We start from the raw sequence: 26012 nt of genomic DNA, 5'->3' as shown, positions 1-26012 counted from the left end.
ATCTCAATATTTACGCTTATCCAACGTATTAAAGTGTAATTTACGTTAAGGAAGGTTAATATCTGATACTAAATAGGTTAATAGAATCAAATACAAAAATACTAACGATAAATCAATTGATTAAATTATTTTAATACTAATCTTTAAGTCGTACATTCAAGTGAAATCTATTATTAAAGCCACTTTTAATTGAGTTTTTTAATTACTCTGTGTCTTTAATCAAAAAATTAACTGGTCAGATATTTATTTTTCTCTTATTCATGGTAAAAGAATATTGCTATGAAATAAAAAAATGATCTTAGCAACATTGCTCGTATAAAAAATACATCATGATGATGTTGGAGAATGAAAAGAATGAATATTGTTGACCGTTTTATTTCTTATACAAAAATTAACACCACCACCAATAGGGAAAAAGGCGCTGCGGGTATCATGCCATCATCTGAAGGTCAGCGCGTATTAGCTAAACAGCTGGTTCAAGAGCTTGAAGGCTTAGGTCTACAAGATATTAAGCTACGTGACACGGCGATTGTGACGGCAACCTTACCGTCCAACCTTGACTACGATGTTCCTACCGTGGCTTTCTTTGGGCACTTAGATACCAGTGCAGAGCAGACTAACGATACCAAAGCACAAATATTGCCTTATACTGGCGAAGATATTTGTATGAATAAAGAACTCAATATTTATCTGCGTAAAAGTGAGTTCCCTGAACTCGAAAACTATCTCGGTGATGACATCATAGTGACCGATGGCACCAGCCTACTCGGTGCCGATGATAAAGCGGCTATCGCATCAATTATGGATATGCTGCAATACTTCAAACAAAATCCAGAAATCAAACACGGTACCATCAAAGTCGGTTTCGTTCCTGACGAAGAACAAGGCCTGCGTGGAGCAAAAGTGTTTGATGTCCAAGAATTTGGCGCTGATTTTGCCTACACATTAGATTGCTGCGGTATTGGCGAGTTAGTGTATGAAAACTGGAATGCCGGCGATGTGGAAATCGTCTTTACCGGAAAATCTGCTCACCCGATGTCTGCAAAAGGCAAATTAGTTAACTCCCTGCTGATGGCACAGAAGTTTATCGCCATGTTACCCGGCGGTGAAGCGCCAGAGTATACCGAAAATCGTGAAGGTTATTACTGGGTTAAACAGATGTCAGGTAACAGCGCACGTACCGTTCTGAAAATGGATGTTCGTGACTTTACCGAAGAAGGCTACCGCTCCCGTATGGCATTCTTGAAAAAATTAGCGGGTCACTGTGAAGATCTATGGGGACCAGAAAGTGTCACTTGTACACTGGCTGATCGCTACTCTAACGTTTACAACAGCCTGCAAGGTGAAAACCGCTATCCAATTGATATTGCTCACGCAGCTTACCAAGCTTGTGGAATTACACCAAAAGTAATCCCAATGCGTGGAGGCTATGATGGCGCGGCGTTATCGCAAAATGGGCTGCCTTGTCCAAATATTTTCACCGGAGCACATAACTTCCACTCCATCTATGAATACCTGCCAGTGAAATCATTGTACGCCGCAAGTGATGTTCTGAAGCAAGTAGTGCAAATCACTGCTGAGCGTTTCAAGCCAGGAGCTAATGCATGATCCCAATTCTAACGGTTCTGATTGTCGTTGTTTTGGTTGCTCGGTTTATTTTGAAAGGCTACAAGGCTGAACCTGTCTTATTAATTGCAGGTTTAGTCTTGATGATCTGTACCCTCGCTCTTGGCTGGGGTCCAATTCTACCGAAAAGCGTAGCAACCACTGGTATCACTTGGCTTGACCCATTCGAAGTGATGCGAGACCTATTTAGTAGCCGTGCCGCAGACCTTGGTCTGATGATTATGGCGCTGATGGGGTTTGCACACTATATGGATCATATTGGTGCGAACGAAGCCGTTGTTCGTGTTGCCACTAAGCCGCTGAAAAATATGCGCTCACCTTATGTGCTGCTATTTTTCTCTTTCTTGCTTGCCAGTATTTTGCAATTAGCGATCCCTTCCGCAACAGGGTTAGCCGTCTTGTTAATGGGAACCATGTTCCCAATCATGATCGGTTTAGGTCTGTCACCCGCTTCAGCAGCTGGGGTCATCGCGACATCCCTTGGTGTGGCCTATACGCCAACGGCGATTGATGCTATCCGTGGTGCGAAAGCCGTCGACATGTCGGTAGTTGAATATGTGCTTTACTACCAAGGTCCTGCTGCTCTAGCCACTGTGTTGGTTGTGGGTATTACCCATATTTTCTGGCAACGTCATTGCGATCGCAAACAAGGTTTTGTGCCGGAAATTGGTAAAGCCGTTCAATCTCATGATAAGGAAAAAGTCGCTAAATCCGTACCGGGTTATTATGCGATTTTACCGATGCTTCCCATCATTATGGCGGTAGGCTCTTCTAACCTGTTTTTTGAAGGTATTCATCTCGATGTTGTGACCATTGTACTGATTGCGATGGCGATCTGTATGGTGCTTGAAACCGTCCGAGTGCGTAATTTCAAACAGGTCTGCAATGGGTTCCAAACATTTTTAAATGGAATGGGGCACGCGTTCAGTAATGTGGTCGGGCTTCTGGTTGCCGCAGGCGTATTTGCTCACGGTATCAAAGTCAGTGGTGCCATTGACCAACTCATTCTCGGTGCTGAATCCGTTGGTTTACCACCATTTGCGATGGCGATTGTGTTCGCATTAGTCACATTAGCCGCAGCAATTATTATGGGTTCAGGTAATGCGCCATTCTTAGCCTTTGTGGAATTAATTCCACAAATCGCTCACAGTATGGGCGTTAACCCAATCGCAATGATCCTGCCAATGCAGCAGGCTTCTCATATGGGTCGTGGTATGTCACCAGTTTCTGGGGTGATTATTGCAGTATCCAGTGGGGCTAAGCTTCAGCCGTTCGATGTGGTGAAACGAACCGCTGTACCATTAATGGTCGGGTTTGTCGCTCACTGCGCTATCATCGGGATTTTTTACTAAATCTAGCGATAGTGTGTAATTAATGTAGCTTAAAGCTCGTTGCAAATAAGGCCCCAATGAATATCGTTGAGGGCCTTATTTCTTTAATAAATCCCATTATTACGTTTTTCGAGTACAGAAAGATCGACAGAAATCATGCACGAAAATGAATTATTTTCGTTCTGAAACACACTCTAATCAACGTCATTACCCAAGATAATAATCTGCTGCCACTCACTTAACATACTCTCGGTTAGCAATAGAATTTCATGCCCATTATTGATAACCACGCCTGGGGTTGATAGCTTCAATTGTAATTTATCGGCAGCTTTGATAGAACTTAGCTGTTTATTCGAGAGTTGGGCATGAAAGATAATACTGTCACCGCTGTAGTAACAGTCACATAGTAGTACTTCTTCCTGTGCGGTATCTATTTGAAGAAAAGCAGTGGAATGAATATCTCCACAATGATATTCAGCATCGTAATCTAGCCATATCACATCTTCCGTTTTAGAACGATAAGCATCGCTATATATTTCGATTTCATATTCAGGCTTTTCCTTCTCAATTCGATAGAACATAATGGATGTATTATCATTGAGTTGTGAACTACTGACTAATAAAGCCTGTTCATCCTGTTTTTCTTCGGTAATTGGCGCCAATATATTATCCTCAATAACTTTCAATTAATTCATCAAGTTCAACATTATCTTTCCCTCTGTATTCGCTTTTTATAATAGAGACTAGTAAAGGAAATAAATTTGAAGCCCCCTTAGCAACAATAACTTTCGACAAAACCAAATAGATAAAAAATGACGTAGTTTATCGCAATATTTTACTTTTAAACTCCATAACATCCGTTCGGTTATTAAGCCTGCAATTTTAGACCTTCAGGGGTTAGTGCTTACACCGGCAATCTGAATGATGATGCCCACTCTGAACGTCATTTTCACCACAGCAGGCATCAATAGCTTTATTTATAATATTAGCCAGTGAGTTTACTGTGGTAAGGATCGCTGGGAGCTGTTCACACACATTTGCACAATCCGAAGCTTCCCTCAGAGGTTTGCTTGGTGGGAGTAGACTATCACAGAGAATTTCTTGTAATACTAGAGAAAAATTAGCAATTCCTGTGGTGTAAATATAGGCATGACCTCCCGTTTTTTCAGCTAATCGAGCATACTCTTTGGTTATACTGTCCCTATCGGTAAGGCTAGGAAAACGGTCAAGGTTTGTAGTGGAATCATCAGGAGTTCCCTGATAAGTATACACTTTAACGTGGGCATTTTGAGCAATGGTAATCGCTTCATTATTTGATAAATCGTGGAGATGCTCACCGTAGTCATTAGAAAATAAATTCGTTGTAATAACAGCTCAAAAATTTATGGATAAAACAAAAAAAACCGGTGCCTTTCGACACCGGTTTCTATCAAGCTACTTTGCTAAATCAGTGATTAGTTCTGACTATCGCTAGAGAAGCCTGCATTTAACAGTTCTGCTAAGTTCGCTGTTGCTTCGTCTGCGCTAACTTGTGGAGCATCCACAACATCGCTCAGATGACGACGACGAATACGATCTTGGTGATACGCAAAACCAGTACCCGCTGGGATCAGACGTCCAACAATAACGTTCTCTTTCAGACCGCGCAGTTCATCACGTTTACCTGCTACCGCAGCTTCTGTCAGTACGCGAGTCGTTTCTTGGAACGATGCTGCCGAGATAAAGGATTCTGTTGCCAGAGATGCCTTAGTAATACCCAACAGATCACGACCAAAGTTAGCTGGAATTTTACCTTCATTTTCCAGTTTACGGTTCGCAACTTTAACGCGAGAGTACTCAACCTGCTCACCTTCGAGGAATTCAGAGCTTCCTGAATCTTCGATGGTAACTTTACGCAGCATCTGACGAACGATAACTTCAATGTGTTTATCGTTAATCTTAACGCCTTGTAAGCGGTAAACTTCCTGAACTTCGTTGGTGATGTAACGAGTCACAGCATGAACACCACGCAGACGCAGGATGTCATGTGGAGACTCTGGACCATCAGATACTACGTCACCACGTTCAACAATTTCACCTTCAAACACGTTCAGCTGACGCCATTTAGGGATCATCTCTTCGTACGGCTCAGAACCATCTAATGGCGTGATAACCAGACGACGTTTACCTTTGGTCTCTTTACCAAACGAGATAATGCCACTGATTTCTGCCAGAATTGCAGGTTCTTTCGGACGACGTGCTTCGAACAAGTCAGCAACGCGTGGTAAACCACCCGTGATATCTTTAGTACCCACAGATTCTTGTGGAATACGGGCTAAAGTATCACCGGCATTGATAGAGACACCGTCATCTAACTGAACAATTGCGTTACCCGGTAAGAAATACTGAGCAGGCATGTCTGTGTTAGGAATCAGAACATCTTTACCATTTGCATCGATTACACGCAGTGCAGGACGTAAGTCTTTACCAGCACTGGTACGCTCAGCGGTATCCATAACAACGATTGAAGATAGACCGGTTAACTCATCAGTTTGACGAGTCATTGACAGACCTTCAAGCATGTCAGAGAAGCTGATGATACCTGATACTTCACTGACAACTGGCATTGTATGTGGATCCCAGTTTGCAACGGTTTCACCGCCAGTTACTGAAGCTCCATCGCCTTTCGTCAGATGCGCACCGTAAGGAACTTTATAGCTCTCTTTAGTACGACCGAATTCGTCAATCAGACGCAGTTCTGTATTACGAGAAGTAATAACCAGTTTGCCTTCTGTGTTAGTGACGTATTTCGCATTAAACAGTTTCAGGGTACCAGAGTTACGAACTTGGATGCTAGATTCTGCTGCCGCACGAGATGCCGCACCACCGATGTGGAACGTACGCATCGTCAGCTGTGTACCCGGCTCACCGATTGATTGTGCCGCGATAACACCAATAGCTTCACCTTTGTTGATGATATGACCACGAGCAAGGTCACGACCATAACAGTGAGCACACACACCGAAGTCAGTTTCACAACTTACAACGGAACGTACTTTCACGCTGTCAACAGAGTTAGCTTCTAACAGGTCACACAGTTTTTCGTGTAACAGTGTATTACGTGGAACCAGAATATCTGCAGTACCTGGGATCAGGATATCTTCTGCAGTTACACGTCCAAGTACACGTTCACGCAGTGGTTCTTTAACGTCGCCACCCTCGATAACCGGAGTCATCAGGATACCTTCGTGAGTACCACAGTCATCTTCAGTGACGACCAAGTCCTGAGCAACGTCAACTAAACGACGAGTCAGATAACCGGAGTTCGCAGTTTTCAATGCGGTATCCGCAAGACCTTTACGAGCACCGTGGGTAGAAATAAAGTACTGGAGAACGTTCAGACCTTCACGGAAGTTTGCCGTGATTGGTGTTTCGATGATTGAGCCATCTGGCTTAGCCATCAGACCACGCATACCAGCTAGCTGACGAATCTGCGCAGCAGAACCACGAGCACCGGAGTCGGCCATCATAAAGATACTGTTGAATGAAACTTGTTGTTCTTCTTCACCATCACGGTTGATGACAGCTTCAGTAGATAAGTTTTCCATCATCGCTTTAGCAACACGTTCGTTTGCCGCTGCCCAGATATCGATAACTTTGTTGTAACGTTCGCCTGCTGTAACCAGACCAGACTGGAACTGTTCCTGAATTTCTGCAACTTCTGCTTCGGCTTCAGCGATGATCCCAGCTTTTTTCTCTGGAATAACCATATCGTCGATACCAACCGATGCACCAGAACGTGCCGCATAGGCAAAACCGGTATACATGATTTGGTCAGCAAAAATAACAGTCGGCTTCAGACCCAGTACGCGGTAACAAGTATTCAGCATTTTAGAGATTGCTTTCTTACCTAACGCCTGGTTAACCAGAGAGTACGGCAGACCTTTCGGTACGATCATCCATAAAATTGCACGACCAACAGTGGTATCAACTAAACCAGTGTTAATCGTAATGTTACCTTCACTGTCTTTAACTTCTTCAGTGATACGAACTTTAACGCGGGCATGCAGTGAAGCATGACCTGAACGGTAAACGCGCTCAGCTTCTTTAGGACCGGCTAATACCATGCCCTCGCCCTTCGCGTTTACGCAGTCACGAGTCATGTAGTAGATACCCAATACAACGTCCTGAGAAGGAACGATGATAGGCTCACCACTTGCAGGTGACAGAATGTTGTTTGTTGACATCATCAACGCACGTGCTTCTAACTGAGCTTCCAGAGTCAGAGGAACGTGTACCGCCATTTGGTCACCATCGAAGTCGGCGTTATATGCCGCACAAACTAATGGGTGCAATTGGATAGCTTTACCTTCGATCAGAATTGGTTCGAAAGCTTGGATACCCAGACGGTGAAGTGTTGGTGCACGGTTCAGCATAACTGGGTGTTCGCGGATAACTTCATCCAAGATATCCCAAACAACCGCTTCTTCACGCTCAACCATTTTCTTCGCAGCTTTGATGGTTGTTGCCAGACCACGTAATTCTAATTTGCCGTAGATAAATGGTTTGAATAATTCAAGAGCCATTTTCTTAGGCAGACCGCACTGATGCAGACGCAGGTATGGACCTACGGTGATTACAGAACGACCAGAATAGTCAACACGCTTACCAAGTAAGTTCTGACGGAAACGACCTTGTTTACCTTTGATCATATCGGCCAAAGATTTCAGAGGACGTTTGTTAGAACCAGTGATTGCGCGACCACGACGACCGTTATCTAACAATGCATCAACCGCTTCTTGCAGCATACGTTTTTCGTTACGTACGATGATGTCTGGCGCAGCCAGATCCAGAAGACGTTTCAGACGGTTATTACGGTTGATTACGCGGCGATACAGATCGTTCAGATCTGAAGTCGCGAAACGACCGCCATCCAATGGAACTAATGGACGTAAATCTGGTGGTAAAACTGGCAGAACGTTTAAGATCATCCACTCTGGTTTGTTACCAGATTGAATGAACGCTTCTAACAGTTTGATACGCTTAGTCAGCTTTTTACGTTTAGTTTCAGAGTTAGTTTCGTTTAACTCTTCACGTAGCGTTTCACACTCGTTCTCAAGATCGAGGTTTTTCAGCAGACCTTGGATTGCTTCCGCACCCATTTTCGCGTCAAATTCGTCACCGAACTCTTCCAGCGCATCTAAATATTGCTCTTCTGTCAGAATCTGTGCGCGTTCAAGGCTGGTCATACCGCCTTCAACAACAACATATGATTCAAAATACAGAACGCGTTCGATATCACGCAGTGGCATATCAAGCAGCAAACCGATACGGGATGGCAGTGATTTTAAGAACCAAATATGTGCAGTCGGAGATGCGAGTTCAATATGACCCATACGCTCACGACGGACTTTAGTTTGTGTAACTTCAACGCCACACTTCTCACAAATCACACCACGGTGTTTTAAACGTTTGTACTTACCGCATAAACATTCGTAATCTTTTACTGGCCCGAAAATACGCGCACAGAAAAGACCATCACGCTCAGGTTTGAACGTACGGTAGTTTATGGTTTCTGGCTTTTTAACTTCACCGAATGACCATGAACGGATCATGTCAGGTGATGCCAGAGCAATTTTGATCGCATCAAACTCTTCGGTCTTGGTTTGCGCTTTCAGAAACTTTATTAAGTCTTTCACAAAATGCTCCTGTCGGAGTTAGACCTATTGGGCGAGAGGTCAAGCCACTCTCGCCAAATCCCAGTACTTACATCGGCCGGAAGACTGAAAATCAGACCTTCCGGCGCAAAACGAATTACTCGTCTTCCAGTTCGATGTTGATACCCAGTGAACGGATTTCTTTCAGTAATACGTTGAAAGATTCCGGCATGCCAGGTTCCATCTGATGGCTGCCATCGACGATGTTTTTATACATCTTCGTACGGCCGTTAACGTCATCCGATTTAACAGTAAGCATTTCTTGAAGAGTATAAGCTGCACCGTATGCTTCCAGTGCCCACACTTCCATCTCCCCGAAACGCTGACCACCGAACTGCGCTTTACCACCCAGCGGCTGCTGAGTAACCAAGCTGTAAGAACCAGTTGAACGGGCGTGCATCTTATCGTCAACCAAGTGGTTCAGTTTCAGCATATACATGTAGCCAACCGTAACCTGACGCTCAAACTTCTCACCAGTACGACCGTCGAACAATGTAATCTGACCTGAGGTTGGTAAACCAGCCAGTTTCAGCAGTTCTTTAATTTCTTTCTCTTTTGCACCATCAAATACTGGTGTTGCAATTGGCATACCTTTTTTCAGGTTCTCAGCCAAACGCATAACTTCTTCATCAGAGAAAGTACTTAAGTCAACTTTCTGACGTGGATCATCACCTAAATCATAAGCTTTCTGGATGAACTCACGCAGTTTGGCAACTTCTTGCTGCTGTTTAAGCATAGCATTGATTTTTTCACCAATACCTTTAGCAGCCATACCTAAGTGGGTTTCCAGAATCTGACCGATGTTCATACGTGATGGTACGCCCAGCGGGTTCAGAACGATATCAACTGGGTTACCGTTTTCATCGTAAGGCATGTCTTCAACTGGGTTGATTTTTGAGATAACACCTTTGTTACCATGGCGACCCGCCATTTTATCACCCGGTTGGATCTGACGTTTAACAGCCAGATAAACCTTAACAATTTTCAGTACGCCTGGCGCCAGATCATCACCTTGGGTGATTTTACGACGTTTCGCGTCCAGTTTTTTCTCGAAGTCAGATTTCAGTTCGTCATACTGTTCAGCTAATTGTTCTAACTGGTTCTGTTTCTCTTCGTCCGCTAATGATAATTCTAACCAACGGTCACGAGGCAGTTTGTCCAGTTTCTCAGCTTCAATACCACCGCTGATTAACACAGAACGGATACGAGAGAACAATGCAGATTCAAAAATACGCAGTTCTTCTGTTAAGTCTTTTTTCGCATCACGTAACTGAGTTTCTTCGATTTCTAAAGCACGTTTGTCTTTCTCTACGCCGTCACGGGTAAATACCTGTACATCGATAACTGTACCGGAAACACCGTTAGGAATACGTAAAGAAGAGTCTTTAACGTCTGACGCTTTTTCACCGAAGATAGCACGCAGCAGTTTCTCTTCTGGCGTTAATTGGGTTTCACCTTTAGGGGTTACTTTACCAACCAGAATATCGCCGCCTTTCACTTCTGCACCGATATAAACGATACCGGATTCATCAAGCTTAGACAGTGCTGCTTCACCAACGTTTGGAATATCCGCTGTGATTTCTTCAGGCCCTAATTTGGTGTCACGAGACACACAAGAGAGTTCCTGAATGTGAATAGTTGTGAAACGGTCTTCTTGAACAACACGCTCAGAAACTAAGATGGAGTCTTCGAAGTTATAACCATTCCATGGCATGAATGCCACGCGCATGTTTTGACCAAGAGCCAATTCACCGAGGTCTGTTGAAGGACCATCAGCTAACACGTCACCACGTTCAACTGGTTCACCTAAAGATACGCAAGGCATCTGGTTAATACAGGTGTTCTGGTTAGAACGAGTGTACTTAGTCAGGTTATAGATATCGATTCCAGCTTCGCCCGGATACATCTCATCTTCGTTAACTTTGATAACGATACGAGAAGCATCAACGTATTGGACTGTACCACCACGTCTTGCTACCGCTGTAACACCGGAGTCAACCGCTACTGCACGTTCCATACCAGTACCGACTAATGGTTTGTCAGCACGTAAAGTAGGAACCGCTTGACGTTGCATGTTCGCACCCATCAATGCACGGTTAGCATCATCGTGTTCAAGGAATGGGATCAGAGACGCACCAACAGAAACAACCTGTTGAGTCGAAACGTCCATATATTCAACTTGTTCACGGCTGAATAAGCTTGATTCACCTTTGTTACGACAAGTAATCAGTTCTTCAATGAAACGACCATCGTCACTTAATACGGTGTTTGCCTGAGCAATGATGAAGTTACCTTCTTCAATTGCAGACAGGTAATGGATTTCATCCGTTACGATGCCATCACGAACTAAACGGTAAGGGGTTTCTAAGAAACCATACTCATTGGTCTGTGCATAAACAGATAATGAGTTGATCAAACCGATGTTTGGACCTTCCGGCGTTTCGATTGGACATACACGACCGTAGTGAGTTGGGTGAACGTCACGTACTTCGAAGCCCGCACGTTCACGAGTCAGACCACCTGGGCCTAACGCAGAGATACGACGTTTGTGCGTGATTTCAGACAGTGGGTTGTTCTGGTCCATAAATTGAGACAGCTGGCTGGAACCAAAGAACTCTTTAACTGCGGCTGAAATTGGCTTAGCGTTGATCATATCCTGTGGCATTAATGCATCAAGGTCGCCCAGAGAAAGACGCTCTTTCACTGCACGCTCAACACGAACCAGACCTACACGGAATTGGTTCTCAGCCATTTCACCAACGGAACGAATACGACGGTTACCTAAGTGGTCGATATCATCCACTTCACCTCTACCGTTACGGATCTCAATGAGTTTTTTCATTACCTCAATGATATCTTCTTTGCTCAGGATGCCTGAACCTTCAATCTCTTCACGGTTTAGTGAACGGTTGAATTTCATGCGACCTACAGCAGATAAATCGTAACGATCTTCAGAGAAGAATAAGTTTTCGAATAGGTTTTCTGCGGCTTCGCGTGTTGGTGGCTCACCAGGACGCATCATACGGTAGATTTCTACCAATGCGCTTAAACGATCGTTAGTTGGGTCGACACGAACAGTTTCAGAGATGTAAGCACCGTGGTCTAAGTCATTAGTAAACAATGTTTCAATTGTTTTATGACCAGACTGGCTCAGACGTGCCAACATATCTAATGAAAGTTCCATGTTTGCTGCACAAATCAGCTCACCAGTGCTTTCATCGATATAATCTCTTGCAACGACTTTGCCTGCGATATATTCAACAGGAACTTCGATGCTATTAACTTCTTCTTTTTCTAACTGACGAATATGACGTGCAGTGATACGACGGCCTTTTTCAACATAGACTTTGCCGTTAGCTTCGATATCAAAAGAAGCAGTTTCACCACGCAGACGCTCTGGAACCAGAGTCATCATCAGTTTGTTATCACGGATTTGGAATACAGTTTTATCGAAGAACAGGTTTAAGATTTCTTCGGTGTTGTAATCCATTGCACGCAGAATAATGGTCGCAGGTAATTTACGGCGACGGTCAATACGTACAAACAGGTTATCTTTCGGGTCGAATTCGAAATCTAGCCATGAACCACGGTAAGGAATAATACGTGCGTTATACAGCACTTTACCTGAAGAGTGTGTTTTACCTTTATCGCTGTCGAAGAATACACCAGGGCTACGGTGTAACTGAGAAACGATAACACGCTCTGTACCGTTGATAACGAAAGTTCCGTTTTCAGTCATGAGTGGAATTTCACCCATGTAGACTTCTTGTTCTTTGATGTCTTTAACGGTGCCTTCAGGAGCTTCTCGCTCATAAACGATCAGGCGCAGTTTTACACGCAGTGGCGCGGAGTAAGTTACACCACGGATCTGGCATTCTTTAACATCAAAGACTGGCTCGCCTAAACGATAGCTGACATATTGCAGTTCAGCATTACCGCTGTAACTCTGAATTGGGAATACAGAACGGAAAGCTGCTTCCAAACCATTCTGGCCGTTAGGATCTTGCTCGATAAACTTCTGGAACGAGTCAAGTTGGATAGAAAGGAGATAAGGTATATCCAGAACTTGTGGACGTTTACCAAAATCCTTACGAATACGTTTTTTCTCGGTATAGGAGTAAACCATTGGTTTCCTCAGCTCGTTGATCATTGACCCAAGTCGTTCGCCCTGTGATTAAGGACAGAACAGGAACGCGTTTTTGAAGAAATGGAAAATGAATATTTTCCTTAATACTTGAAGCTATCACTCTTAAATCATTTCATTGTGTTGTTATCACTACCGAGCTACCCGAGCGGGTCGTAGCTATGAACACAGTATATTAAGTCGTCAATAGAAAGAAGTATTGGAGGGTTGTTGTTAACATTAAAACTGCGTGAAAAGCTGTTAACACCCATCACGCTTTACAGCGCAAAAAGGCTGGTGATTAAATAATCACCAGCCGTCAGCCTAATAAGTTAGGCTGCGAACTTGAATTTGAACTTATTTAAGTTCAGCAGTAGCGCCTGCTTCTTCAAGAACTTTCTTCAGTGCTTCTGCTTCGTCTTTGCTTGCAGCTTCTTTAATAGTTGCTGGAGCTGACTCTACCATGTCTTTAGCTTCTTTCAAGCCAAGACCAGTTGCGCCGCGTACTGCTTTGATGACAGCAACTTTGTTTGCGCCAACAGCAGAAAGAACAACGTCGAACTCAGTTTTTTCTTCAGCAACTTCAGCTGGGCCCGCAGCAACAGCAACAGCTGCAGCAGCAGAAACGCCGAATTTTTCTTCCATCATAGTAATCAGTTCAACAACGTCCATTACAGACATTTCTGCAACTGCATCAAGGATTTGGTCTTTAGTGATAGACATAACAAGTGTTCCTAAAATTCAGAAATAGTTTATACGTTAAAAAGCAACGAAGGAAAGGGCTTATGCAGCTTCTTTCTGATCGCGCAGTGCAGCCAGAGTACGAACCAATTTGCCGGCAGCGGCTTCTTTCATGGTTGCCATCAGGCGTGCGATTGCTTCTTCGTAAGTTGGGAGAGTTGCCAGACGATCGATATCTTTAGCCTGGATTAACTCACCTTCAAAGGCCGCAGCTTTAATCTCAAATGCTGGATTCGCTTTCGCGAACTCTTTGAACAGACGAGCGCCAGCGCCCGGATGTTCGTTAGAGAAAGCAATTAAGGTTGGACCAACAAACGCGTCTTTCAGGACTTCATAAGAAGTACCTTCAACAGCACGACGAATCAAAGTGTTGCGAACAACACGAATGTAAACGCCAGCTTCGCGACCTGCTTTACGCAGTTCAGTCATTTTTGCTACAGTTACGCCGCGTGAATCAGCAACAACTGCAGAAAGCGCGCCTTTGGCTACTTCGCTGACTTCAGCAACAATCGCTTGTTTGTCTTGAAGATTTAGTGCCATTAGCTTCTTGCTCCTGGATTAACCGGGAAAATCCCGGGACTCACTTCACTCGAACACAACATTATGTAAGAGCGCTAAAACACGGTGAGCAGAATAGAAATCCAGAATGAAATTCTAGGTATCTCTGTCACCGTCTACGCAGGTAAATTAAGTAGCTACTAATAACTAATAAACTACACCTGCGGTCTTGGACGGGGTCTGGAAAGGCCAGACTCCATACCGAAATTTGTGGTTTGTTGAGCGTATTTCTACACTCAACAAACTCGAGGCGTCAAATTTTATACAAATTCAACGCAAAGGTAAAGTCTAATTACCAATTAGCCAAAGCTAATGGAATTAAACTGCTGCTGACAGACCAGATTGGTCGATAGCAACACCTGCGCCCATAGTGGTGGACAGGCTGATTTTCTTGATGAAAATACCTTTAGCAGAAGCTGGTTTTGCTTTTTTCAGCGCGATCAGCAGAGACTCAAGGTTTTCTTTCAGTTTGTCAGCATCGAAATCAGCCTTACCGATAGTGGTATGGATGATTCCGTTTTTGTCATTACGGTAACGAACCTGACCAGCTTTAGCATTATTAACTGCTTCAGCAACGTTAGGAGTTACAGTACCAACTTTAGGGTTTGGCATCAGGCCACGTGGACCAAGAACTTGACCTAATTGACCAACAACGCGCATCGCATCTGGAGAAGCAATAACAACGTCAAAGTCCATTTGGCCAGCTTTGATTTTATCAGCCAGATCTTCCATACCTACCAGTTCAGCACCTGCAGCTTTAGCAGCTTCAGCGTTTGCGCCCTGAGCAAATACAGCAACGCGAACTGAACGGCCAGTACCGTGTGGCAGTACAGTTGCACCACGTACGTTCTGATCAGATTTACGAGCATCAATACCAAGATTGATAGCTACGTCAACGCTTTCAACGAATTTAGCAGTTGCTAATTCTTTCAGCAGAGAGATGGCTTCATTGATGTCATACTGTTTAGTTGCATCAACTTTTTCACGAATAGTGCGCATGCGCTTAGTTAGTTTAGCCATTTCTTAGTCCTCCACTACCAGGCCCATGGAACGAGCAGTACCAGCGATTGAACGCATCATCGCGTCAACATCGGCACCAGTCATATCCGCAGCTTTAGTTTCTGCGATTTCGCGAACCTGAGCAGTAGTCACTTTACCTACTTTGTCTTTGTTAGGCTTGCCTGAACCAGACTTAACGCCAGCTGCTTTTTTCAGCAGAACTGCTGCAGGTGGAGTTTTAGTTACGAAAGTGAATGAACGGTCTGCATAAACAGTGATAACAACAGGAATTGGTAAACCTTTTTCCATGCTGTCTGTTTTTGCGTTGAACGCTTTACAGAATTCCATGATGTTCACACCTTGCTGACCCAGTGCTGGACCAACCGGTGGACTTGGGTTTGCCATACCAGCTGCGACTTGCAGCTTAACGTAGGCTTGTACTTTCTTAGCCATGAATATTTCCTCTAAATGGGTAATAGCGCCTTAAATTTTTAAGGCTCCCCGTGATATTAATTGCCTCGCAAAATCACATATTCACGTCATATTGCCAAGCATAAAAAACAAAAGGCGCGAAATTGTAGTCAAATTTCACGCCTTTTGCAAGCTGGTTTGTCGCTTCGATTAGGCTTTTTCGACCTGACCAAAATCCAATTCGACTGGAGTAGCACGACCAAAAATAGAAACAGAGACTTTTAAGCGGCTCTTTTCATAGTCGATTTCTTCGACAACACCATTAAAGTCAGCAAATGGACCTTCGCTAACACGAACCATTTCACCCGGCTCAAACAGTGTTTTAGGACGTGGTTTATCACCAACTTGTTGTAAGCGATTCATGATCGCATCAACTTCTTTATCACTAATTGGCGCTGGGCGATCTGAGGTTCCACCAATGAAACCCATTACACGCGGAACGCTACGTACTAAGTGCCAAGATTCGTCATTCATGACCATCTGCACTAATACATAACCTGGGAAAAATTTACGCTCGCTCTTACGGCGCTGGCCGCTACGGATCTCAACAACTTCTTCTGTTGGAACCATAACTTCACCAAAATAATCTTCCATCGCATGTAATTTGATGTGTTCACGCAGAGACTGTGCTACGCGACCTTCAAAACCAGAGAATGCCTGAATGACATACCAGCGCTTTTTAGGTGTATCTGACATTTAGAATAACCTCAGGCTTGTAATAAATGAAACTAAACGCACTAGGATACCATCTAATCCCCATAGGATTAATGACATTACAGCCGTTACTGCAGCAACAATCAAAGTCGTTTGTAATGCTTCCTGGCGAGTAGGCCAAATGACTTTTTTTACCTCGATGCGAGCTTCGCGCGCAAATGCCAGAGTTGCTTTACCTTTAGTGGTCCACAAAGCAACGGCACCTGCAATAGCAACTACAGCTACAACTGCAAACGCACGCAGTGCGAGATTATATTGACGGAAGTAATAGTTGCCCACGATAGCAACGATTAATAAGGCACAGACAATCACCCATTTGAAGATGTCTACACTGCGTCCACTTCCTTGAGCTTCGCTATTCGCACTCATAATTCAACCTGTTACCATGAAGTATGTATAAAGCCCGTTTGCCTTACAAATGTAAAACAATCAGAGCACACCAATAGAATATGCCAACATATCCTTTAATTTACTACAAACCGAGCCTGCGAAATCAGAAGGGATATCAATGACATCACCTGCGAATTAAACGTAACGAGCCTATTATCAGGCATCATTTTGCAAAACTGTTTCACAGGTTATTGCGCATACTCAGTAAATTTTTTGACCACTTGATGATGAAAATAAACTTCTTTTCGTGGCAGCGGTAAAATATACCATATCTTCTGAGCAAAACCTTAATAAATCTCATATAACTGTATTGCACTTGCAATACAATCAACAAATCGTTGTTTCAGAGCCTATCTCACCAATAATTATTAAAATGATTGATGAGATAGGTTCTTAAGCTTATAACGCAAATACCCTAAAAATTCAGAGTATAAAAAGGACGCCCTAGGACGTCCTTTTTTTAGTGGTTCTTTCTTATTCAGAAAGAGCGGTATTATGCAATGATTTTTGCAACAACACCCGCACCTACAGTACGACCACCTTCACGGATTGCGAAACGTAAACCATCATCCATCGCGATTGGGTGAATCAGTGTCACGATCATGTTGATGTTGTCGCCTGGCATTACCATCTCTACGCCTTCTGGCAGTTCGATAGTACCGGTTACGTCAGTTGTACGGAAGTAGAACTGTGGACGGTAGCCTTTGAAGAATGGAGTATGACGACCACCTTCATCTTTGCTCAGAATATAAACTTCTGATTCAAAAGTAGTGTGTGGCTTGATTGAACCTGGTTTAGCCAGTACTTGACCACGTTGAATTTCTTCACGCTTAGTACCACGCAGTAAAACACCAACGTTCTCACCAGCACGACCTTCGTCAAGCAGTTTACGGAACATTTCAACGCCAGTACACGTTGTTTTAACTGTGTCTTGGATACCAACGATTTCAACTTCTTCACCAACTTTAACGATACCACGCTCAACACGGCCTGTTACTACTGTACCACGACCAGAGATTGAGAATACGTCTTCGATTGGCAGCAGGAATGGACGGTCAATTGCGCGCTCTGGTTCTGGGATGTAGCTGTCCAGGTAACCGGCTAATTCAACAATTTTCGCTTCCCACTCAGGGATACCTTCCAGCGCTTTCAGTGCTGAACCGCGAACAACTGGAGTGTCGTCGCCTGGGAAATCGTACTGAGACAGAAGTTCACGAACTTCCATTTCAACTAATTCTAACAGTTCTTCGTCGTCAACCATGTCACATTTGTTCAGGAAAACGATGATGTAAGGAACACCTACTTGGCGACCTAACAGGATGTGCTCACGAGTTTGTGGCATTGGGCCATCAGTCGCAGCAACAACCAGGATTGCACCGTCCATCTGAGCAGCACCAGTGATCATGTTTTTAACATAATCGGCGTGTCCTGGGCAGTCTACGTGTGCGTAGTGGCGAGTAGGAGTATCATATTCTACGTGAGAAGTAGAGATGGTGATACCACGCGCTTTTTCTTCTGGTGCGTTATCGATTTGATCGAATGCACGAGCGTTACCGCCGTAAGTTTTTGCCAGAACAGTAGTGATAGCTGCTGTCAGAGTAGTTTTACCGTGGTCAACGTGGCCGATTGTACCAACGTTAACGTGCGGTTTTGAACGTTCAAATTTTTCTTTAGACACGACTCTATTCCTTATGGAGTTCCCTCTTTACTATAAAGAAGGAACTTAAATTAAAGTTGTTATCGATAAAAATCGATTATTTAGCGTTACGAGCTTCGATTACAGCTTGTGCAACGTTGTTTGGCGCTTCATTGTACTTCAGGAACTCCATAGAGTATGAAGCACGACCTTGTGTCTGAGAACGCAGGTCAGTAGCATAACCGAACATTTCGGATAATGGTACTTGTGCACGAACAACTTTACCAGTAGGTAAGTCATCCATACCTTCAATCATACCACGACGACGGTTCAGGTCACCAATTACATCACCCATGTAGTCTTCAGGTGTTTCCACCTCAACTTTCATGATTGGCTCAAGCAGAACTGGTTTCGCTTTTTTGAAGCCGTCTTTAAATGCCAGCGATGCTGCCAATTTAAACGCCAATTCTGAGGAGTCGACATCATGGTAAGAACCGAAGTGCAGACGAACACCCATGTTCACAACTGGGTAACCAGCTAATGGACCAGATTTCAGCTGCTCTTGGAGACCTTTATCAACCGCAGGGATGTATTCGCTAGGAATCACACCACCTTTAATGTCGTTGACAAATTCGTATTCCATGTTGACGCCGTCTTTGTCTGCCTTGTTCAGTGGGTACATATCGATAACGACATGACCGTACTGACCACGACCACCAGACTGTTTCGCGTGTTTACCTTCAATGTCAGTCACTTTCATCGTGATTGCTTCACGGTAAGCAACTTGAGGTTTACCAACGTTCGCTTCAACTTTAAATTCACGACGCATACGGTCAACCAGAACGTCCAAGTGCAATTCACCCATACCAGCGATGATAGTCTGATTAGTCTCTTCATCGGTTGATACGCGGAATGATGGATCTTCTTGAGCCAAACGGCCAAGTGCGATACCCATTTTTTCTTGGTCAGCTTTAGTTTTTGGTTCAATTGCAACAGAGATTACTGGCTCTGGGAATTCCATACGCTCCAGGATGATTGGTGCATCGATAGCACATAAAGTATCACCTGTAGTTACGTCTTTCAGACCGATAGCAGCCGCGATGTCACCAGCGCGAACTTCTTTAATCTCTTCACGCTTGTTAGCGTGCATCTGAACGATACGACCAAAACGTTCTTTCTTAGATTTAACTGGGTTCAGTACAGTATCACCTGAATTAACAACACCGGAGTAAACACGGAAGAATGTCAGGTTACCAACGAACGGGTCAGTTGCAATTTTAAATGCTAAAGAGGAGAACGGCTCATCATCACTTGCATGACGCTCAGCTGGAGTATCTTTACCATCATCCAGAATACCGTTGATTGCAGGTACGTCTGTAGGTGCTGGTAAGTACTCAACAACTGCATCCAGCATCGCCTGAACACCTTTGTTCTTAAACGCAGAACCACAAGTAACCAGGATAATTTCGCTTGCCAGAACACGTTGACGAAGTGCAGCTTTAATCTCGTCTTCAGTCAGGTCTTCACCGCCCAGATATTTTTCCATCAGATCTTCTGATGCTTCTGCTGCGGATTCAACTAAATAGTTGTGCCATTCTTCAGCTAAGTCTTGAAGATCTGCAGGGATATCTTCGTATTCGAAGGTAACACCTTGGTCTTCATCGCTCCACTTGATCGCTTTCATTTTGATCAGGTCAACAACACCAGTGAAGCCTTCTTCTGCGCCTACTGGAATTTGAAGTGGAACTGGGTTAGCTGCTAAACGCGTTTTTAATTGCTCAACAACGCGTAAGTAGTTCGCACCCATACGGTCCATTTTGTTAACGAACGCGATACGTGGAACTTTATATTTGTTAGCCTGACGCCATACAGTTTCAGACTGTGGCTGAACACCACCAACCGCACAGTAAACCATTACTGCACCATCAAGAACACGCATAGAACGTTCTACTTCGATTGTGAAGTCAACGTGTCCCGGGGTGTCGATGATATTGATACGGTGTGGCTCGAACTGTTTTGCCATACCAGACCAGAATGCCGTAGTCGCAGCGGAAGTGATAGTAATACCACGCTCTTGCTCCTGCTCCATCCAGTCCATTGTTGCAGAACCTTCGTGAGTTTCACCAATTTTATGGTTTACACCAGTATAGAACAGAATACGTTCAGAAGTTGTGGTTTTACCGGCGTCGATGTGTGCACTGATACCGATATTACGATAGCGTGCTATGGGCGTTTGACGGGCCATTTTTTCCTCTCTCGTGGGCGTTCAATTTATCATATAAAGGGTAGCGAAAGGCTACCCTGAGATACATCACTAATATCAGTAAGAAATTACCAACGGTAGTGTGCGAACGCCTTGTTAGCTTCTGCCATACGGTGAACGTCTTCACGTTTCTTAACAGATGAACCTTTGTTCTCAGCAGCGTCTGATAATTCGTTTGCCAGGCGAAGTGCCATAGATTTATCACCGCGTTTACGAGCAGCATCAACGATCCAACGCATTGCCAGGGCATTACGACGAACCGGGCGAACTTCAACTGGAACTTGGTAAGTTGAACCACCAACACGGCGAGATTTAACTTCGACAGTCGGACGCACGTTATCCAGTGCTAATTCGAATGCATCAAGTTCAGTTTTACCAGAACGCTGAGCAAGGAGCTCAAGTGCGTTATATACGATTGCTTCAGCAGTAGATTTTTTCCCGTCTACCATCAGGATATTCACAAACTTGGCCAGTAATTCTGATCCGAACTTAGGATCTGGAAGAATTTTACGTTGACCAATTACGCGACGACGTGGCATGGATATTACTCCGTTGTTAATTCAGGTTTGTCCAAAACTCTACGAGAGTATTTTGACATTAAGATGAAAATGTTTGGCCTTACTTAACGGAAATCCATTAAGCCTTAGGTTTCTTCGCGCCGTATTTAGAACGAGCTTGCTTACGGTCTTTAACACCAGAACAGTCCAGTGCTCCGCGAACGGTGTGATAACGCACACCTGGCAAGTCTTTAACACGACCGCCACGGATCAGGATTACGGAGTGTTCCTGCAAGTTGTGGCCTTCACCACCGATGTAGGAAGAAACTTCGAAACCGTTAGTTAAACGAACACGGCACACTTTACGTAATGCTGAGTTTGGTTTCTTTGGAGTGGTAGTATATACACGAGTACATACGCCACGTTTTTGCGGGCAAGCTTCCAGTGCTGGAACGTTGCTTTTAACAACTTTCGAGCTACGAGATTTGCGTACCAGCTGATTAATAGTTGCCATTATTAAAAAAGCTCCTGGTTTTTTTGCTTCGTAAACACGGATTTTGACCTCATTCGCCAACATGACGATACACGAGGACGCGAAATTTTATTGCCGACTGGCTCAGGTGTCAAGAAATATACAACTTTTAGTGACTTTATAAGGCAAAATGTTGCTTATGAGCCTCAGTCAGTGTCACAAAACCTTGATATGTGATGATAGAAACGTTGTCAGAAATTTTTTTCTGCAATCCTCTGGCGTTAATATCAACATCTAAGGCGTAAATTTGAGCACCGCTGTTTTGTAATTCAGCGAGGTACTTTGAGTGCGCAATGGCGGCGACAACCCCATCTTGCATCAGTAGAACAGCGTCATTGTTTGTTATTAACCGCAATATAGCGGGAAAATCACATTTAAACGGGGAGGTAGCGATTGTGTATAGCATGGACGGGATCCTACTACAGATCAAAATTTGAGCGCAAGCTTAAAATTTAAGCACGACATCGCAAGATGACAATTTTTCTTTGATTTGCTGCGCCGTTAAAAACTCCGGAGGAACAACCCATTCATTTTGTTGGCTAATGCCTCTTTCCTGTAATGAGTCCATACATATGTAAATATTTTCGATGTCATATAGAGGCAAAATTTTAAATGTCGAGATATAGTCGCGCGCCAGAATTTCTTTAGGTTGTTGATATCCGAGTAGCTGGCAAACACCATCAGAAATAAAGAAAACACTGATATCATCACTCAATGCAGATGTTGCTAACAATGCATCTAGCCCTTCTCGCCCACTGGCACTTCCATGAGGTATGGTGGTAAAAACAAAGGCAATTTTTTTCACGAGATACCTTCAATAAAATCGCAGCTTAAAACTGGATAGTGCGGTCAGTTGTTAACATAGCTTCAGCAAGACTGCCTAAACCACTCATGATGAAACCGTCCGATAAATTATGTGTAGGTAATGATAATGAGGCTGCTTGCTCTTTATCAATAATTCCACGACGTAATCCTGCGGCGACACAGATATGCATTTCACAGCCAGATTCTTGTGCTAACTTCCGCCATGCATTGACTAAATCGAATTCATCCGTAGCCGGTGAGGTAAGCACGTTACCGTTGAGAACCCCATCTTGATAAAAAAATAGGGTTTTCAAAATATGCCCCGCTTTCAGTAGAGCTTTGGCAAACTGGTAGGCACTCGCAGCTTGCGAAGTGCCATAAGCAGGTCCAGTGACTAATAAGCAGTAAGTTAATGGGTTTGGCTTACTCATTCACCACTCTTAAATTGGCGGATATATAAATAAACGGTGTGCTTAGAGATGTTTAGGCGATCTGCAACTTGGTTAATCGCATCTTTAATATCGAAAATACCTTTTTCATAAAGGTTGAGTACAACTTGCTTGTTCTTCGCGTTATTCGATACGTTGCGATCATTACTCACTTCTTCAATGGTGTATTCCAAAGTTTGTGCAACAAGATCATCAACAGACGATGCAAAGTTAACATCAGATGTAATCTCTTGTTTTTCTTCTGGCACAAAGCTTTTGATAATCTCAGAGAAAGGAACATCTAAGTTCATATTGATGCACAATAAACCAATGACACGCTGCTTACGATTACGAATCGCAATAGTGACCGATTTCATTAAATCGCCACTTTTTGCCTTAGTAAAGTAAGCTTTTGATACATTGGATTCCGCATCAGCCATATCGTGTAGCATTCTTAACGCGAGGTCAGTAATTGGTGAGCCAATTTTACGACCAGTATGCTGACCATTTGCTATTCTCACCGCTGAACATTTTAGGTCTTCCAAAGAGTGAAGAACAATTTCACAATGCTCACCAATTAGCATAGCGAGTCCATCAACCGCAGCTTCATAAGACTTTAAAATTTCATGGTCTGTCTCAGTAAAAGGTTGGTTATCTAAGATATTGATATCACTGAGATCATGGGATTGTAATGCATCAGACATTTCAACTTCATCCTTCTAAAGTGTATAAAATTCATCACGTCGGCTAGCAAGGCATTCATTATTCGACTAATTTGCCTTCATTTTATTGCTCATAGCTGACGTATATGATGATAAAAAATAAAAACGAATCTATTGAAGTTAAAACTACGAGGCGCTGCCGTCAAGAGAATGAATGCAAGAGAGTATGTTTTATCACAAGTTTCATGCAATTTAAGATTTTTAAATACAAATTTTCTCTCAAGGCTTATACAAAACTATTTTTTTCGTCTCGTATTGACCACTGAATACAAAAAAACCCAGAACAAGTCTGGGTTTCATCAATTTTGTCTCAGAGAGAAAAATTATTTTGCAGCTGGTTTGATATCTAATAATTCAACATCAAAGACCAATGTGGAGTTTGCAGGGATACCTGGAACGCCATTCTCACCGTATGCTAATTCTGGTGGGATCACTAACTGAATTTTTCCGCCTTTTTTCAGGTTAGATAAACCTTCAGTCCAGCCTTTGATCACTGAGTTCAATGGAATTGTCAGTGGCTCATTACGTGCATATGAACTATCGAATTCAGAACCATCAACTAAAGTTCCTTTATAATGAACAACAACAGTTTCATCTTCTTTAGGTTTTGCGCCTGTACCATCTTTTTCAATTTTATATAGCAGACCTGATTTCGTTTTTACTACGCCTTTTTCTTTAGCGTATGCAGCACGGTAATCAGCACCTTTTTTCTCATTAGCGACAGTTTCGTCTTTAATTTTTTTCTCAGCAGCTGCTTTTACTTGACCTTCAAATTGACGTAAAGTTTCTTCAACTTCAGCATCTGTCATTTTGCTTTTACCGTTGAATGCATCTTGAACACCGGCAAGTAGTTGAGCTTTATCCAGATTGATACCAATGGTTTTTTGCTCATCTAAAGAATTCTGCATGTAGCGGCCTAAAGAGGCACCTAGTGCGTAAGCATTACGCTCTTCTGCATTTTTGAATGCGCTGCTTTGCGCTTTTGCTTCTGCTGCCATAACTTGCGGTGCCGCAAATGTCAGCGCTAATGTCGTTGCTAATAGACTTGCCTTAAACAGTGATTTCATCCTAATCTCCGATAGCTATTATTCGAGTCTTTGAGACTCACTTTTATTGATAGCTGTTCCTTTAATTTAAAAAACAAGCTGTCAGTTAACACAATTAATATAAGAATATCTTAGACCACATTAACAAAAAGAGGTTTCAACGCCTATACCTTTAAGTAAAACTTATCTGTTGATTTGTAATGTTCGGTTATTATGATGTTTTTTTATGATGAGAACCCATAAGGAGAGTCTAAAATGGATGCATCAGATACTTTTGAACAACGGTTGGAACTTTTAGAAAGTAAAGTTGCTTTCCAAGAATTGACGATTGAACAACTTAACCAAGTGATCACAGAGCAACAAATGCAACTGTCAAAAATGCAAGAGCATCTCCGAATTGTCGCTGAGAGATTAAAAGCATCACAATCTTCCCATCTCGCACGTCCAGAGGAAGAAACTCCGCCACCACATTACTAATGTGGGCTAAAACGAGAAAAGGAAAGCATAAGCTTTCCTTTTCTACAAACAGTTAAGGCTTAGTGGCAGCCGCAACCGCCTTGTTTTTGACCGTGTCCGTGACCTTCGCCACCGCCACAGCAACCGCCTTCAGAACCATGGCTATGACCGCCACCGCCACAACAACCACCTTCGTGGTCATGGTCGTGGTCGTGACCATCTGCACCATGAACATGTCCATGTGCGATTTCTTCTTCTGTTGCTTCACGGATAGCCATGACTTCAACGTTAAATTTCAGGTTTTGGCCCGCTAACATGTGGTTACCATCAACGATAACTTCATCGCCTTCGATTCCAGTGATTTCAACTGGAACAGGACCCATATCAGTGTCAGCTAAGAAACGCATGCCCACTTCTAACTCATCAACACCCATAAATACATCTTTTGGTACGCGTTGAACTAAGTTGTCATCATACTGACCATATGCATCGTCTGAAGCGACTTCAACATCGAAATGTTCACCAACTTCACGGCCTTCTAATGCTTTTTCCAGACCAGAAATTAAAGAACCACGACCATGCAGGTAGTCCATTGGCGCACTGGCTGGGGACTCATCAACTAAAACACCGTCTTCTGTTCTTACTTGGTAAGCTAAGCTCACAACCAAGTCTTTTGCTACTTTCATGACATCTCCTACGACCCGTAAGGGAAAAATTTTTGCCAATTGTACCGGAAAACATGTGTGCTGTATTGAGAATTGACAAAATTCTCTTACTCTGGATTAAAAATACCGATTACTTTTTCTTGTTTTCTAACATGCTCCGTTGCATCACCCTCAACTTGTCGTTGTTGATCGCCGCACTTCACACATTCCACTACATCAATTTTATCTTCACGCCACATCATCAAAGTATCTTGGGACTGGCATTTAGGGCAAGTAGCCCCCGCAATAAAGCGTTTACGTGTTGACGCCATTTT

At 43.4% G+C, this 26012-nt stretch carries 23 protein-coding genes and 1 pseudogene; 3 read left to right on the top strand and 21 right to left on the bottom strand.

Annotated features, from left to right (window positions below; genetic code table 11):
- Positions 1-354 precede the first annotated feature (354 nt).
- Together pepT and dcuC are read left to right on the top strand one after the other, a co-directional pair.
- Entirely contained in the window at positions 355-1608 is a 1254-nt protein-coding gene (gene pepT / locus EL244_RS02005) for a peptidase T (RefSeq protein WP_115163897.1), read from the top strand.
- Complete coding sequence (gene dcuC, locus EL244_RS02000) at positions 1605-2978, top strand: C4-dicarboxylate transporter DcuC (protein WP_006813678.1); 1374 nt, start codon at positions 1605-1607, stop codon at positions 2976-2978. Before pepT ends, dcuC begins: the two co-directional genes overlap by 4 nt.
- Positions 2979-3151: 173 nt before the next feature.
- Here the strand turns inward: dcuC and EL244_RS01995 are convergent, their stop codons facing one another.
- The 19 genes and pseudogenes from EL244_RS01995 to fkpA all read right to left on the bottom strand — a co-directional run bounded on the left by EL244_RS01995 (position 3152) and on the right by fkpA (position 24598).
- Entirely contained in the window at positions 3152-3619 is a 468-nt protein-coding gene (locus EL244_RS01995; protein WP_126458347.1) for a hypothetical protein, read from the bottom strand.
- Between the two features lie 235 nt (positions 3620-3854).
- Positions 3855-4271: pseudogene (locus tag EL244_RS17975) on the bottom strand (VWA domain-containing protein); the annotation flags it as partial.
- 140 nt (positions 4272-4411) lie between these two features.
- Positions 4412-8635, bottom strand: a complete 4224-nt coding sequence (gene rpoC, locus EL244_RS01985; RefSeq protein ID WP_126458344.1) for a DNA-directed RNA polymerase subunit beta' — start codon at positions 8633-8635, stop codon at positions 4412-4414.
- Positions 8636-8750: 115 nt separating this feature from the next.
- Complete coding sequence (gene rpoB / locus EL244_RS01980) at positions 8751-12779, bottom strand: DNA-directed RNA polymerase subunit beta (protein WP_039854517.1); 4029 nt, start codon at positions 12777-12779, stop codon at positions 8751-8753.
- A gap of 354 nt (positions 12780-13133) precedes the next feature.
- Positions 13134-13499 carry a 50S ribosomal protein L7/L12 gene (gene rplL / locus EL244_RS01975; RefSeq protein ID WP_006813684.1) on the bottom strand — a complete coding sequence of 122 codons (366 nt, stop codon included), beginning with the start codon at positions 13497-13499 and terminating at the stop codon, positions 13134-13136.
- 60 nt (positions 13500-13559) lie between these two features.
- Positions 13560-14057: a 50S ribosomal protein L10 gene (rplJ, locus tag EL244_RS01970; RefSeq protein ID WP_006813685.1), complete on the bottom strand. Its 498-nt coding sequence runs from the start codon at positions 14055-14057 to the stop codon at positions 13560-13562.
- 336 nt (positions 14058-14393) lie between these two features.
- Positions 14394-15095 carry a 50S ribosomal protein L1 gene (gene rplA / locus EL244_RS01965; protein WP_006813686.1) on the bottom strand — a complete coding sequence of 234 codons (702 nt, stop codon included), beginning with the start codon at positions 15093-15095 and terminating at the stop codon, positions 14394-14396.
- Between the two features lie 3 nt (positions 15096-15098).
- Positions 15099-15527 carry a 50S ribosomal protein L11 gene (gene rplK, locus EL244_RS01960; protein ID WP_006813687.1) on the bottom strand — a complete coding sequence of 143 codons (429 nt, stop codon included), beginning with the start codon at positions 15525-15527 and terminating at the stop codon, positions 15099-15101.
- Between the two features lie 168 nt (positions 15528-15695).
- Positions 15696-16241: a transcription termination/antitermination protein NusG gene (gene nusG, locus EL244_RS01955; RefSeq protein WP_006813688.1), complete on the bottom strand. Its 546-nt coding sequence runs from the start codon at positions 16239-16241 to the stop codon at positions 15696-15698.
- Complete coding sequence (secE, locus tag EL244_RS01950; protein WP_006813689.1) at positions 16242-16628, bottom strand: preprotein translocase subunit SecE; 387 nt, start codon at positions 16626-16628, stop codon at positions 16242-16244. It abuts the gene before it with no gap.
- A 514-nt stretch (positions 16629-17142) separates the two neighbouring features.
- A complete protein-coding gene (gene tuf / locus EL244_RS01945; RefSeq protein ID WP_112836004.1) occupies positions 17143-18327 on the bottom strand; it encodes an elongation factor Tu in 1185 nt (394 codons plus the stop codon).
- 76 nt (positions 18328-18403) lie between these two features.
- Entirely contained in the window at positions 18404-20530 is a 2127-nt protein-coding gene (gene fusA, locus EL244_RS01940; RefSeq protein WP_006813693.1) for an elongation factor G, read from the bottom strand.
- Between the two features lie 86 nt (positions 20531-20616).
- On the bottom strand, positions 20617-21087 hold the full coding sequence (gene rpsG, locus EL244_RS01935) for a 30S ribosomal protein S7 (protein ID WP_006813694.1): 471 nt from the start codon (positions 21085-21087) through the stop codon (positions 20617-20619).
- Positions 21088-21184: 97 nt separating this feature from the next.
- Entirely contained in the window at positions 21185-21559 is a 375-nt protein-coding gene (gene rpsL / locus EL244_RS01930) for a 30S ribosomal protein S12 (protein WP_004265905.1), read from the bottom strand.
- A gap of 136 nt (positions 21560-21695) precedes the next feature.
- A complete protein-coding gene (tusB, locus tag EL244_RS01925) occupies positions 21696-21983 on the bottom strand; it encodes a sulfurtransferase complex subunit TusB (protein ID WP_006813696.1) in 288 nt (95 codons plus the stop codon).
- A 39-nt stretch (positions 21984-22022) separates the two neighbouring features.
- Complete coding sequence (gene tusC / locus EL244_RS01920) at positions 22023-22382, bottom strand: sulfurtransferase complex subunit TusC (protein ID WP_006813697.1); 360 nt, start codon at positions 22380-22382, stop codon at positions 22023-22025.
- Positions 22383-22407: 25 nt separating this feature from the next.
- On the bottom strand, positions 22408-22812 hold the full coding sequence (gene tusD / locus EL244_RS01915; RefSeq protein ID WP_006813698.1) for a sulfurtransferase complex subunit TusD: 405 nt from the start codon (positions 22810-22812) through the stop codon (positions 22408-22410).
- Positions 22809-23513, bottom strand: a complete 705-nt coding sequence (locus tag EL244_RS01910) for a helix-turn-helix transcriptional regulator (RefSeq protein ID WP_006813699.1) — start codon at positions 23511-23513, stop codon at positions 22809-22811. The genes tusD and EL244_RS01910 overlap by 4 nt, the downstream gene beginning before the upstream one ends.
- Before the next feature lie 341 nt (positions 23514-23854).
- Positions 23855-24598 carry an FKBP-type peptidyl-prolyl cis-trans isomerase gene (fkpA, locus tag EL244_RS01905; protein ID WP_006813700.1) on the bottom strand — a complete coding sequence of 248 codons (744 nt, stop codon included), beginning with the start codon at positions 24596-24598 and terminating at the stop codon, positions 23855-23857.
- A gap of 234 nt (positions 24599-24832) precedes the next feature.
- Between fkpA and EL244_RS01900 the strand changes: the two genes are divergently transcribed.
- On the top strand, positions 24833-25054 hold the full coding sequence (locus tag EL244_RS01900) for a SlyX family protein (protein ID WP_006813701.1): 222 nt from the start codon (positions 24833-24835) through the stop codon (positions 25052-25054).
- Positions 25055-25113: 59 nt separating this feature from the next.
- Here the strand turns inward: EL244_RS01900 and slyD are convergent, their stop codons facing one another.
- Entirely contained in the window at positions 25114-25719 is a 606-nt protein-coding gene (gene slyD / locus EL244_RS01895) for a peptidylprolyl isomerase (RefSeq protein ID WP_006813702.1), read from the bottom strand.
- 86 nt (positions 25720-25805) lie between these two features.
- On the bottom strand, positions 25806-26009 hold the full coding sequence (locus EL244_RS01890; protein ID WP_006813703.1) for a YheV family putative zinc ribbon protein: 204 nt from the start codon (positions 26007-26009) through the stop codon (positions 25806-25808).
- Positions 26010-26012 lie beyond the last annotated feature (3 nt).

It is taken from the genome of Providencia rustigianii, from assembly GCF_900637755.1.
GTDB classification, from domain to species: domain Bacteria; phylum Pseudomonadota; class Gammaproteobacteria; order Enterobacterales; family Enterobacteriaceae; genus Providencia; species Providencia rustigianii.
This window is presented reverse-complemented; position numbering and strand designations above follow the sequence as displayed.